Source organism: Pseudomonas sp. 2822-15, from assembly GCF_002742515.1.
GTDB lineage: Bacteria > Pseudomonadota > Gammaproteobacteria > Pseudomonadales > Pseudomonadaceae > Aquipseudomonas > Aquipseudomonas salomonii.
This window is the reverse complement of sequence record NZ_LJRY01000183.1, coordinates 78,857-91,321: the sequence shown is the minus strand read 5'-3', so window position 1 is coordinate 91,321 and position 12,465 is coordinate 78,857. Positions and strand designations below refer to the sequence as shown.

General features: G+C 58.6%; 8 protein-coding genes. 7 read left to right on the top strand and 1 reads right to left on the bottom strand.

The annotated features are described in order from the left end of the window. Positions 1 to 11: 11 nt before the first annotated feature. The 7 genes from AOA59_RS12525 (at position 12) to AOA59_RS12495 (ending at position 10,059) form a co-directional block, all read left to right on the top strand. Positions 12 to 1,205, top strand: coding sequence for an SfnB family sulfur acquisition oxidoreductase (locus tag AOA59_RS12525; RefSeq protein ID WP_099487639.1), 1,194 nt, complete (start codon positions 12 to 14; stop codon positions 1,203 to 1,205). Beyond that, the gene (locus AOA59_RS12520) at positions 1,206 to 2,558 is read left to right on the top strand and encodes an LLM class flavin-dependent oxidoreductase (RefSeq protein ID WP_099487637.1); all 1,353 of its coding nucleotides are present in this window, start codon (positions 1,206 to 1,208) and stop codon (positions 2,556 to 2,558) included. It abuts the gene before it with no gap. Positions 2,559 to 2,702: 144 nt separating this feature from the next. Continuing rightward, on the top strand, positions 2,703 to 3,518 hold the full coding sequence (locus AOA59_RS12515) for a MetQ/NlpA family ABC transporter substrate-binding protein (RefSeq protein ID WP_099487635.1): 816 nt from the start codon (positions 2,703 to 2,705) through the stop codon (positions 3,516 to 3,518). Next, entirely contained in the window at positions 3,515 to 4,627 is a 1,113-nt protein-coding gene (locus AOA59_RS12510) for a methionine ABC transporter ATP-binding protein (RefSeq protein WP_069786390.1), read from the top strand. Before AOA59_RS12515 ends, AOA59_RS12510 begins: the two co-directional genes overlap by 4 nt. Then, on the top strand, positions 4,617 to 5,261 hold the full coding sequence (locus AOA59_RS12505; protein WP_065930862.1) for a methionine ABC transporter permease: 645 nt from the start codon (positions 4,617 to 4,619) through the stop codon (positions 5,259 to 5,261). Before AOA59_RS12510 ends, AOA59_RS12505 begins: the two co-directional genes overlap by 11 nt. A 147-nt stretch (positions 5,262 to 5,408) precedes the next feature. Continuing rightward, positions 5,409 to 9,233: an Ig-like domain-containing protein gene (locus AOA59_RS12500; RefSeq protein ID WP_158235245.1), complete on the top strand. Its 3,825-nt coding sequence runs from the start codon at positions 5,409 to 5,411 to the stop codon at positions 9,231 to 9,233. Positions 9,234 to 9,432: 199 nt separating this feature from the next. Then, the gene (locus AOA59_RS12495; protein ID WP_099487631.1) at positions 9,433 to 10,059 is read left to right on the top strand and encodes a bifunctional 2-polyprenyl-6-hydroxyphenol methylase/3-demethylubiquinol 3-O-methyltransferase UbiG; all 627 of its coding nucleotides are present in this window, start codon (positions 9,433 to 9,435) and stop codon (positions 10,057 to 10,059) included. A 115-nt stretch (positions 10,060 to 10,174) separates the two neighbouring features. Here the strand turns inward: AOA59_RS12495 and AOA59_RS12490 are convergent, their stop codons facing one another. After that, a complete protein-coding gene (locus tag AOA59_RS12490) occupies positions 10,175 to 12,355 on the bottom strand; it encodes a glycoside hydrolase (RefSeq protein WP_099487629.1) in 2,181 nt (726 codons plus the stop codon). Positions 12,356 to 12,465 lie beyond the last annotated feature (110 nt).

Sequence of the window (12,465 nt, the reverse complement as noted above, 5' to 3'; positions counted from 1 at the left end):
TGGAGAAACCCATGTCTTTTTCCCCTAACGTCGCGGTCATCACCAGCGACGAACAAGCCCTTATTGTCGCCAGCGACCTCGCCGAAGACTTTGCCCGTGACAGCGCCCAGCGTGACCGCGAACGCCGTTTGCCGCTGCCCGAACTGGACGTGTTTTCGCGCTCCGGCCTGTGGGGCATCAGCGTGCCCAAGGAATATGGCGGCGCCGGTGTGTCCAACGTCACTCTGGCCAAGGTCATCGCCCTGATCGCTCAGGCCGACGCCTCACTGGGCCAGATCCCGCAAAACCATTTTTATGCGCTGGAAGTACTGCGTGTGAATGGCAGCCCGGCCCAGCAAAAACGCCTGTACGCCGAAGTACTCGCCGGGCAACGTTTCGGCAACGCCTTGGCGGAACTGGGCACCAAAACCGCCCACGACCGCGTCACCTCCATCAGCCGCGACGGCGATGGTTTTCGCATCAGCGGCCGCAAGTTCTACTCCACCGGCGCGATCTACGCCCAGCGCATCCCTACTTCGGTGGTGGATGAACACGGCGTGCAGCAACTGGCGTTTGTGCCCCGCGACAGCGAGGGCTTGAGCGTGATCGACGACTGGAGTGGTTTCGGCCAGCGCACCACTGGCAGCGGTTCGGTGGTGTTTGAAAACGTCTGGGTGGCAGCCCAGGACGTGATCCCGTTTCAGAGCGCCTTCGAGCGCCCGACCACCGTCGGCCCGCTGGCGCAGATCCTTCACGCCGCCATCGACACCGGCATCGCCCGCGCCGCCTTTGAGGATGCGCTGCACTTTGTGCGCACCAAAACCCGCCCATGGATCGACGCCGGCAACGACAAGGCCAGCGAAGACCCACTGACGCTCAAGAGCTTCGGCCACTTGAGCATCCGCCTGCACGCGGCCGAGGCCTTGCTGGAGCGCTCGGGTGAATACCTCGACCGCGCCCAGGCCGACAGCAATGCCCAGACCGTCGCAGCAGCCTCCATTGCTGTCGCTGAAGTGCGCGCATTGAGCACGGAAATCTCCCTGGCCGCCGGCAGCACCTTGTTCGAGTTGGCCGGCAGCCAGGCCACTCTGGCCGAGCATGGCCTCGACCGTCACTGGCGCAACGCCCGGGTGCACACCCTGCACGACCCGGTGCGCTGGAAGTACCACGCGGTGGGCAATTACTACCTCAATGATGAAAACCCGCCACTGCGGGGGACCCTCTGAATGGCGAAGAAAAAAATCCTGCTCAATGCCTTCAACATGAACTGCATCGGGCATATCAACCACGGCCTGTGGACCCACCCACGGGACACCTCGACGCAATACAAAACCGTCGAATACTGGACCGACCTGGCGCAAACCCTGGAGCGCGGGCTGTTCGACGGCTTGTTCATCGCGGATATCGTCGGCGTCTACGACGTGTACCAGAACGCTATCGACGTGCCGCTCAAAGAGTCGATTCAACTGCCGGTCAATGACCCGTTGCTGCTGGTATCGGCCATGGCCGCCGTGACCAAAAACCTCGGTTTCGGCCTCACCGCCAACCTCACCTACGAGCCGCCGTACCTGTTCGCCCGGCGCATGTCTACGCTCGATCACCTGAGCCGTGGTCGGGTCGGCTGGAACATCGTCACCGGCTACCTCGACAGCGCGGCCAAGGCCATGGGCCTGACCGAGCAGGTCGAGCATGACCGGCGCTATGACCAGGCCGATGAGTACCTGCAGGTGCTGTACAAACTCTGGGAAGGCAGCTGGGAAGACGACGCGGTGCTCAATGACCCCAGGCAACGGGTCTACGCGCAGCCGGGCAAGGTGCACAAGGTCGAGCATCACGGCGAGTTCTATCAGGTCGAGGGTTATCACCTGTGCGAACCCTCGCCACAGCGCACGCCGGTGCTGTTCCAGGCCGGCAGTTCGGACCGTGGCCTGCTGTTTGCCGGGCGCCATGCCGAGTGCGTGTTTATCAGCGGCCAGAACAAGGCCGCGACCAAAGCCCAGGTGGACAAGGTGCGCGCCAGTGCCGTCGAGGCCGGGCGCAACCCGGAGGACATCAAGGTATTCATGGGGCTTAACGTGATCGTTGGCGCCACTGAAGCGCTGGCCTGGGCCAAGCACGCCGAGTACTTGAGTTACGCCAGCCCGGAGGCCGGCGTGGCGCATTTTTCAGCGTCCACGGCGATTGATTTTTCTCAATACGGGATCGACGAACCGATCCAGTACGTGAAAAGCAACGCGATTCAGTCGGCCACCAAGAACCTGCAGAACAACGACTGGACCCGGCGAAAATTGCTCGAACAGCACGCCTTGGGTGGGCGCTATATCACCTTGGTCGGCTCGCCCGAGCAGGTGGCTGATGAGCTGGAATCCTGGATCAGCGAGACGGGCCTGGATGGCTTCAATTTGACGCGGATTGTGACGCCGGAAAGCTATGTCGACTTTATCGATTTGGTGGTGCCGCAGTTGCAGAAGCGTGGGTCGTACAAGACGGCTTATGAGGCCGGCACCTTGCGCGAAAAAGTCTTCCAGGGCACTGCCCGACTGCCCGAACAACACACCGGCTCCACTTACCGACACTGAACCAAACTGTGGGAGCTGGCTTGCCTGCGATGGCGGTCTGTCAGCCACATTTTTTTTGCTGACCCACCGCCATCGCAGGCAAGCCAGCTCCCACATTTAGAACCGCATTGTTCTTATCCATTACCTTATGACTGGAAATCGATTATGAAAAAAACACGGCTCTCCCACCCAGTCAAAGCACTGGCCCTGGCCTTCGGCTTGTTCAGCTCGGCCGTATTTGCCGCCGACGCACCGCTGAAAATCGGCACCACCGCCGCCTTCGCGATTCCCCTTGAAGCCGCCGTCGCTGAAGCCGGCAAGCAGGGCCTGAAAGTCGAGCTGGTGGAGTTCACCGACTGGATCGCACCCAATGTCAGCCTGGCCGCCGGCGATATCGACGTGAACTACTTCCAGCACATTCCGTTCCTGGAAAACGCCAAGGCCGCCGCCGGTTTTGACCTGGTACCGTATGCGCCGGGCATCATCAACAACGTCGGGCTGTATTCCAAGAAGTACAAAACCATCAACGACCTGCCCCAAGGCGCCAGCGTGGCGATTGCCAACGACCCGATCAACAGCGGTCGCGGCCTGCAACTACTGGCCAAGGCCGGGCTGATCACCCTCAAGCCGGGCGTGGGCTACAAGGCCACCGAAGAAGACATCGTCGCCAACCCGAAAAAGCTCAAGATCCTGCAAGTCGAGGCCGTGCAGCTGGTGCGCGCCTATGACGACGCCGATCTGGTGCAGGGTTACCCGGCCTATATCCGCCTGTCCAAGACCTTCGATGCCGAGTCGGCGCTGCTGTTCGACGGCCTCGATCACCCGGAATACGTGATTCAGTTTGTGATCCAGCCCAAGAGCAAAACCGACCCGCGCGTGATCAAGTTCGTCGACATTTACCAGCACTCGCCAGTGGTACGTGCGGCGCTGGATAAATCCCTCGGCAAGCTCTACCAGGTCGGCTGGGAAGATAAAAAATGACCGCCGCCAACGCCCTACTGCGCGACCTGGGCACACCGCCCAGGGACGCCGAGCAGACAGAGCTGCACCCGGACCTGAACCGCGCCCATGTGCGTTTTATCAACCTGGGCAAAACCTATGACGGCGCCGTGCATGCCCTGCAAGGCATTGATCTTGCGATCCAGCACGGTGAAGTGTTCGGCATTATCGGCCGCAGCGGCGCGGGCAAGTCGTCGCTGATCCGCACCATCAACCGCCTGGAGCAACCGAGCAGCGGGCGTGTATTGATTGATCAGGTGGACATCGGTGAGTTCGACGAAGACCGCCTGGTGGCGCTGCGGCGGCGCATCGGCATGATCTTCCAGCACTTCAACCTGATGTCGGCCAAGACCGTGTGGCAGAACGTCGAACTGCCGCTGAAAGTCGCCGGAGTACCCAAACCGCAGCGTGAGCAAAAGGTGCGGGAACTGTTGGAACTGGTCGGCCTCAAGGACAAGCACACAGCCTACCCGGCGCAACTTTCCGGCGGGCAGAAACAGCGCGTGGGCATCGCCCGCTCGCTGGTGCATGACCCGCAGATTCTGTTGTGCGACGAGGCCACTTCGGCCCTCGACCCGGAAACCACCCAGTCGATCCTCGGCCTGTTGCGCGAGATCAACCAGCGCCTGGGCCTGACCATCGTGTTGATCACCCACGAGATGGCGGTGATTCGCGACATCTGCGACCGCGTGGTGGTATTGGAACACGGGCGCATCGTCGAGCAAGGCCCGGTGTGGCAGGTGTTCGGCAATCCGCAGCACGAGGTCAGCAAAACCCTGCTGGCGCCGTTGCAACACGGGCTGCCGGACGAACTGCAAAGTCGCTTGCAGGCTGAACCTTCGTCGACGGCTGCGGTGGTGTTGCGGTTGCAATTTACCGGCAGCACCGCAGACGAACCGGACCTGGCCGCATTGTTCAGCGCCCTCGGCGGGCGCGTGCGCTTGCTGCAAGGCGGCGTGGAACGCATTCAGGGGCATGCCCTGGGGCAATTGTTGCTGGCCGTGAATGACTCGCCCCACAACGCCGAAGCGTTGCGCAACCGTGCCGGACACTGGGCACAACAGGTGGAGGTGCTGGGCTATGTGGTTTGACCGTTTATTACAGGGCGCCATCGACACCTTGTTGATGGTCGGCGTGTCATCGCTGATCGCGTTGCTGGTGGGGATTCCGCTGGCGGTGTTTCTGGTCACCAGCGACAAGGGCGGCATCTACCAGGCTCCGGCGCTGAACCGCGTGCTGGGGGCGTTCGTCAATTTGTTCCGCTCCATTCCGTTTTTGATTCTGATGGTGGCGCTGATCCCGTTCACCCGGCTGATCGTCGGCACCACCTATGGCGTGTGGGCCGCCGTTGTACCGCTGACCATCGCCGCCACGCCGTTCTTTGCGCGGATTGCCGAAGTGAGTTTGCGTGAGGTCGATCACGGTTTGATCGAGGCCGCACAGGCCATGGGCTGCCGCCGCTGGCACATTATCTGGCATGTGTTGTTGCCCGAAGCGCTGCCGGGAATTGTGGGTGGTTTTACGATTACCCTGGTGACCATGATCAATTCATCGGCCATGGCCGGGGCGATTGGGGCTGGAGGCTTGGGGGACATTGCGTATCGGTATGGCTACCAGCGGTTTGATACGCAGATCATGCTGACCGTGATTGTGCTGCTGGTGGTGTTGGTGGCCGTGATTCAGTTGGGTGGGGATCGGTTGGCGCGGGGTTTGAACAAGCGTTGAGGCGCCTTCGCAGCTGCATGGATGAGGGGGGTACCGCTCATCGGGACTGTCAGTTCTCACAGTAGAATCGAATGCTGCCCGACGTGCCTTATTTACCTTCCCCAAAGCGCCATTTGAGCGCGCCCTTAATCCAGCAAGGTGATGGCTATGTCTACTATGCCCGTTCCCTATGATGATCTGCCGACTGACCCCTATTCGGCTTATCCCCCGGTCGACCTGACTAAAGTCAAGTACCCTGAAACTCTCGACAACTCTCCCAACAGTCCTCGTGCCACGTGGGGCCTGGGTATCGAGAGATTATTCCCCGTGGGCATAGCGATAGAGGCTTGGAATGACCTAAATATCGGCGACTATTACGGCTGTCGCTGGCGTGATCTGAACAATCCTATAGCCTCGGACTTCGTCAAAGAGTTACTACCCCGCTACCACCTGTTTATTGACGGAAAGAAACTGCCGGAGGGCATCTCTCCGATGTTTTGTCGGGTCGTGCGGGCGGGCAGCAGGAATGAGAGTCGCTCTGCCACACAATGGGTGTTGATCAAGACCACACGGCCGGGCGGTGAAGACCGAAAAGAATGGGAACCGTGGCACAGCGAGTTGAGGCTGTCGGTAGAAGGCCTGGAACCGGGCTCGATCATTGACGCCGATACATTTAGTGGCGGTATATATTGCTTAATCGAAAATTATGAAAACCGCAGCCGGAACGATGTCATCACCATCGATTGGGGCGGCATAACCTTCGAATATACGGTAAGTCCCTTAGAAGCGAGCGGGACTAAAGCGCTCAGAATCAGGGTCCCAGATGGCAAAAACGAAGACGGCACAGCCAACCCCGCACTAAAGAATGTACTCAACGAAGGTCCGCAGCGTGGGCCGTTCGAAGTCAGATTCAAGGTCGTGGATGTAGTGGGGAACACGTCCGGGGGCAAGTACCATTTTTCCAAAGGCTTTCCGTTACTCTCGAATCTGGACCCCAAACTGCTCCCCGCTCCAAGTTTTAAAGTGAACGGCCTGGATGAGTTTGAAGCTGATCTTGATCAGCAGGAAAGGCCGCTGTTTCAGCTGACTACCTTCCCACCTCGGGCCGCCAAAAAACCCGTGCCACTCAACAAGGTCAAGGCCAGCTTAAGAATCTTCAGCGAAGACAACGTATTAATTGAGTCCGTCGATTTGGGAGAGATTCCTGATACGAACGGGGGGGTTGAAACGTTCAGTGTTGCCTATGAGCACGTTGCGAAAGCAGCGGGGGGCAGGTTTACCGCGTTCTATACCGTTTCCAACGCCGCCGGGACGAAGACATCGGGGAGCACCTTTGTCAGGGTTCTGGGCACAGCAACACACATGCCAGCGCCTGACATCAGTCCGATCGAAGGCACGCTCATGCCCCTCGACAAGGATGCTATCGTCAAAATTCCTGAATATTTCCCCTTCTATAAAACGGGAAGGGAAATGGTGGTGTTCGCACAGGGAGAGCCCGGTGAAGGTGGCTTGCTCTATACTGACACCCGTCTGGCGGGAGAGCAGGGCGGCGTACGTGACGTGCTCAAGGAAAACCTGAAGATATTTCAAGACAAAGGTCTTTTCCAAGTACATTACATCGTCAACAACGGGATGAATCTTCCCTCCTCCATCCGCCATTCAGAAAAGCGCTCGGCCGAACTGGGGGTTCGCGCAGTCGAAATACCTGCGCCGGTCGTTACATATGCCGAAGACGGCAACATCGATCCTAAAAATGTGAAACGCTCCATTTTGCTGATGTCGTTTCCCTACATTGGCGCGACCCCTGGCTGCACACTGGTTTGGAATGCAATCGGGGCCGACTACGATAGCTCAGACAGCGGCAGTATTCTCATCGACTCATCGACCGAAGGTCACCTTTTACCAGAGCTTTTGGTTGAGTTGAAAAAGGAAGTAGTACTCGGGAATGTCGATGGCGAAGTCTCGTTCAGCTACAGCGTGCAGCGGGCTGGCGCGGCCAACAAGCCGAAAGTCTATACGCGCTCCGAAGTACTCAACCTCACCGTTGGCCCCAAAGTAGTGATGGACACACCCATCGTCGTGGAGGCCGATAAACTCTTGCAGGATGAAGTTCATCCCAAAGACGTCTTGAACGGCGCCACAGTGCGAGTTAACTACTCCTCCATGCGCAAGACTGATGACATTATTGTCAGTTGGGCAGGTGAATTTGGTATCAGCATCATTGAGGTTCACGCAAAGGGCAACCCGCTGACCAATAGCGTTGACGTGCGTATCCCGCCTCATATCATCGCCTTGGGTATCCGGGAGGGCGGCAACAACATCACCGTGCAGTATCGTTTCAGTCGGGGGAACAGGACTTATACATCCAAACCTCTAGCCATCCGACTGAAGCTGGTGACGGCACTGCCCGCACCGACGATAAACGGTATCAAGGACGCACTCTTCCCCTTGCTGGCATTGGGCAACGAGGTGAAGATCGAAGTTGATCGGTGGATCCTGATTCATAGAAACCAACGCAAGTTTTTGACCATCGAGGGTACCAACGCTGATGGCACTGCACTCCGGGAAACCGTCTATCTGGCCGACAACGTCACCGACGACGAAGTAGCAAACGGGGTTGCGTTCACCCTGGCGGGAGATACGCTGAGAGCACTCAAGCAGGACTCGGTTCTGAGAGTTATGTTTGGCGTAAGTTATGCGCAACGCGACGAACCGGAGACCGCGGTGCCCTTTGGCAAGCGTGAGTACCGAGTGGTGGCCGTGCCGGCAAGCCTTCCTGCTCCGGCTTTCGACAATAAACCTGGGGCCACACTCTCTGTTTCGCCGTTGAACTACCTGCAAGGGTCCTTCATAAGCGTGAAATATTCCGGCATGACCACGGCGCAAACTATCACTTGTGAGTTGCTGTATCCGGACGGGACTGTCGCCGATATTGCTCCGCAGAAAGGGGTAGCCGCCGGACGAGTCGACGTGACGATCAGCGCGCAAGTCATTGCCATGCTGGTGAATAAAACCGCCACATTACGATACAAGGTAACAACCGGTACCAAGGAAGTCTGGTCAGAACCGCAAATACTGACTGTCGGCACTATCCCCGCAGAAAACTTTCCGATGGCACTGATTAATGTCGCTCCGGACAAAGGCGAACAGAACCTTGCGACGTTTGCTGGCAATGCCACGTTGACGCTGGCCAAATGGCTCTTGATCTTCGCAGGCCAAAAAGTATGGATTACGTGCAGAAGTGTTGGGACAGCACAACTTGCTGTACTGACAGCCTATGAAGTAACCTCCGCCGATGTAACCAAGGGACTGGTAAATATTCCGGTATCAAGGCCATGGCTTGAAGGCTTGACCAACAACTTTAAAGTAGAGGTGTTGGTCACGCTGGACAAGAGCACCAATATAGAAAATGCTGTTGCGTTTCGGCTTACGGACTATACAGTCAAGGGGCAACTGAGAATTGCGCAACAGGCGATGTATTTGAACGGGGTCTCTATTAAAGAGTTTCCGGCAGCCAGAACGAGCGCCGACTCCTTTGGCAATGTACAGTACCGCGTTGCCTCCGGTGGGGCAGGTGGCTATGCCTATAGCTCCAATAACCCAAGAGTCGCATCAGTAGATGCGAGCGGTAAGGTGACCGGAAATGCAAATGGTTCTGCTACGATAACCGCCTTGGACAGAAACGGAACAAAAACCTCCTACGCTGTGTATGTAAGTAACGTGTACCGCCTCCTGTACACTAATACTCCGTTGAACTTTGGACAAGCGTGGGCCTGGGCTGCCTCAGTCGGGGGGGCGTATATGTTTGACGCGGCCATTTATGATATCGCTCGCAACTATATCAATGGAACAAATTTTCTAGTGGGGCGATGGGCTTACTCGGGCGGGGGATGCCCGGCCTACTGGGTAACTTACTACGATAATGCTAACGGAATTTATTGCAAGTATTTAACTGAAACGCACCCTGTAATGTGTTTGCAGCCAATTTACTAACCGCGGTAAGTCCTAAGAAAGGGGCAGCTCTACTTAACCGTAGGCTGTCACTTTCTAACCTCTATTAAATCCGTCGTTCACTCTGCGTCTTGGTCAACCGCCGGCATACGCATCCGCATTCCCCGTCATTTCTGCGCGCACTGGTGCGGCAACTCATAGGGTATAGTCACCTCTCTTCAAACCGCTCGAAGCCTGCGCCATGAAACTCGCCCCCGACGACCTCAACCAGATCACCACCGCCACCCTCGGCCACTACAACAAAGTCGCCGAAGACTTCCGCGAAGGCACCCGCGACCACGACGTGAGCCAGAACATCGACGCCTTGCTGCGGCATATCCACGGCCCGGCGCCGTTTACCGTGCTGGATTTCGGCTGCGGCCCAGGGCGGGATTTGCGCACATTTACGCGCATGGGCCATATTGCCGTGGGGCTCGATGGCTCAGAGCGCTTTGCACAGATGGCGCGTGAAGACAGTGGTTGTGAGGTGTTGCAGCAGGACTTCCTGAAGCTGGATTTACCTGCCGCGCGTTTTGATGGGGTATTTGCCAATGCGGTGCTGTTTCATATTCCCAAACAGGAACTGCCACGGGTGCTCAAGCAGCTGCATGGGGCGCTGAAGCCGGGTGGTGTGTTGTTCAGTTCCAACCCTCGGGGTGAGAATCAGGAAGGCTGGAATGGGCCTCGGTACGGGTCTTACCACGACCTGGAGACGTGGCAAGGTTTGCTGACGGCGGCAGGGTTTGTGGAGTTGGAGCATTACTACCGGCCGGCCGGGTTGCCGCGCGAGCAGCAGCCTTGGTTGGCGAGTGTGTGGCGCAAGGCCTAGAGACTCGTTGTTTGATCTGACGCTATCGCACGCAAGCCAGCTCCCACACTCGAAGGTATTCACACATCAAAATGTGGGAGCTGGCTTGCCTGCGATGGCAATTTAAGCAGCACCGCTATTTCACCTGATACACCACCGGTTTCTCACCCGCCACCAACGCCGTCACGCTGCGCCCCACATACCCTGCTTGCTCCTGCACAGAAAAATTCGCCACCAACCTTGTGCCATCGGCAAAGGTGGTCTGTTGCACCTTCTTGTCCGCCGTCAGCCAACGAAATTCGGTCAGTGCCTGAGCCGCCAAACGCTGATGCAACGGCCTGAAAAAACGGTCCTGACGCTGAATCACTGGCAGCCGCTGCGCAAAGGTCGCATCCGTGAGGTGATACAGCGGCGGCACGTTGTAGAGCAGTTGGGTCAGCTCGTTCTCAGCCCGCACATTGCTCAACTTCAGGTTGTCGAACAGCCAATGGTGGGTGGTGATCACCGAACCGTGGAACACCGCCTGGTACAGCGGCAGGCGCATGGTCGGGTCGAAGTACAGTGTGCGAAACGGCTCTTTTAACGGCACAGGCTTGAAGAACACTGCCGGCTGCTCCGGCGGGTACCAATTGCCGAGGTAATAGGGCGATTGCTTGTCCTGGGTCATCTGCCGATCGCCCCAGCCGATCACCGGTGTCTGCATGCCGTGGGCGAACAGAGTGCCTTGGGCGGTGCTGGCATTGCCATCTTCGGAGCCCGCCGGCAGCTTGAGTACCGTGTTGATCCAGCGGGAGGCGTCGATATTGCCTTGGGCATTCTGCGCCTGAGTCATCGGCGCACTGTCTCGGTAGCTGTCGAACACCATGCCGGTGGCGTAGGCATCCAGGAACCAGGCGTTAAAACCGGCCCTGGCCTGCACCGCCTTCACCCGTGCTTCCAGCAAAGGCCGTATACAGCGCGGGTCGATGTAGTGGCCCGATTGCTGGAAGCCGGTTTTCAGCTTGCCGTCCTTGAGCACAATTGCGCAGTCGCGGTAGGCCCTGGCGCCCAGGTGCGCGGTGGTCCAGTCCGGGTTTTCGCTGGCGGACAAGGCCGTTTCATAGGAGTCGTAGGGCGCCATCAGGTAACCGGCTTCGACACCGGCGCGAATCGCTTCGGGATGCCACAGGCCGCCTTCCCAGCCTTCGCCCAGGGTCAGCAACAGGCGCGGCAACCCGGCGTCGCGCAGGGATTGAATCGTCTGGTTGCCCCAGGTCTCGGGGGTATCGGTCAAGGCCCCGGCAAAGTCCTTGGCCAGCTCGCTGCGCAGCTCACCATAGCGGGCGGCGAGTCGGGTCATGTCCGGGTCTTCGACTTGCCAAGCCTGCCGGGCTTGCTGATTGATCGCCGCATTCAGGCCCCGCAGCAAAACGCCTTGCTCATAACGGTTCAAAGCCTTGGCCCGCGTCAGAACCTGAGTCGCCTGTTTGTCCATCAACCCCTTGAGTGCATGACCGCGCAAGCGTTTGACCAGCAGCGGCCAATCACGCACATCAGCGGGGGCCAGCAGGCTGTTGCCCCACAGGTAGACATGGCTGGCGCCCAGCAGTTTTTTGGCTTCGGGGGTTTGTTGCAGCTTGCCCGCCAGCGGCTCGTAGCGGCCCTGCTCTACCAGCCATTGCCGATAGCGCTTGGCACCGGCCAATGGGTCGGCGTCGCCCAGGTGCAAGCGCAAGGTCATCGGCGCCGTAGGATCAAGACGGGTAAATTCGTGAACCACCGAGAGTGCCAGGCCCTTGGCGTCGGCCTGCCATTTCAACTGATTGTTGTAGGGGTTGGTCAGCAACCAGTTCAATGTGAAGCGGCCGTGATCCATGCCCCATAACGGCAGGCTGAGGTCCTGAGTGGTATTGAGTTCGCCCTGCTCCAGCAAAAACGCTTTCCACACGGCGTTACCGGCCGGTATGTAATGCCCTTCGGCCAAGGGCCAGATCAACCCCTTGCCCATGGCCGCAGCGGGTTGGCGCAGCAGCGGCAATTCACCCGGCTCGCGGGCGCTGAGGGTCAGGGACAGGTCGCGCTGCTCAAGGCGAGCCATCAGGCGATACGCGCCGTTGTCCCACTGCCAGGCAGCCTGCTCGGCACCCACTTGCATACCACTGACAGCATGGGCAGCCACACCGCTGGACGCCTGCACCGGGGCCTCGCCTGCGGGCGTAACGCGCAGCGCGAGCGTGGCGGGGTCGAGTTCGACACGCCACAGGGCGTTTTCCAACACGGTGCCGGCGAATGCCAGTGGAGACAACAACAGGCTGACAACCAGCAAAAAATGACGCATGGCACGGGCCTTCCAGACAAGATCAGGCCCGGAGGGTAATGCACATAACCCTCAGAAAGTGTTCGAAAACTGTTTCAAAGAACCTTCCCACATCCTTGCAGGAAGACTCC

Bases quoted from the DNA above. Each gene is read 5' to 3' on its own strand.
- AOA59_RS12490 (WP_099487629.1), bottom strand. From the start codon at position 12,355: ATGCGTCATTTTTTGCTGGTTGTCAGCCTGTTGTTGTCTCCACTGGCA.
- AOA59_RS12505 (WP_065930862.1), top strand. From the start codon at position 4,617: ATGTGGTTTGACCGTTTATTACAGGGCGCCATCGACACCTTGTTGATG.
- AOA59_RS12525 (WP_099487639.1), top strand. From the start codon at position 12: ATGTCTTTTTCCCCTAACGTCGCGGTCATCACCAGCGACGAACAAGCC.
- AOA59_RS12500 (WP_158235245.1), top strand. From the start codon at position 5,409: ATGTCTACTATGCCCGTTCCCTATGATGATCTGCCGACTGACCCCTAT.
- AOA59_RS12510 (WP_069786390.1), top strand. From the start codon at position 3,515: ATGACCGCCGCCAACGCCCTACTGCGCGACCTGGGCACACCGCCCAGG.
- AOA59_RS12495 (WP_099487631.1), top strand. From the start codon at position 9,433: ATGAAACTCGCCCCCGACGACCTCAACCAGATCACCACCGCCACCCTC.
- AOA59_RS12515 (WP_099487635.1), top strand. From the start codon at position 2,703: ATGAAAAAAACACGGCTCTCCCACCCAGTCAAAGCACTGGCCCTGGCC.
- AOA59_RS12520 (WP_099487637.1), top strand. From the start codon at position 1,206: ATGGCGAAGAAAAAAATCCTGCTCAATGCCTTCAACATGAACTGCATC.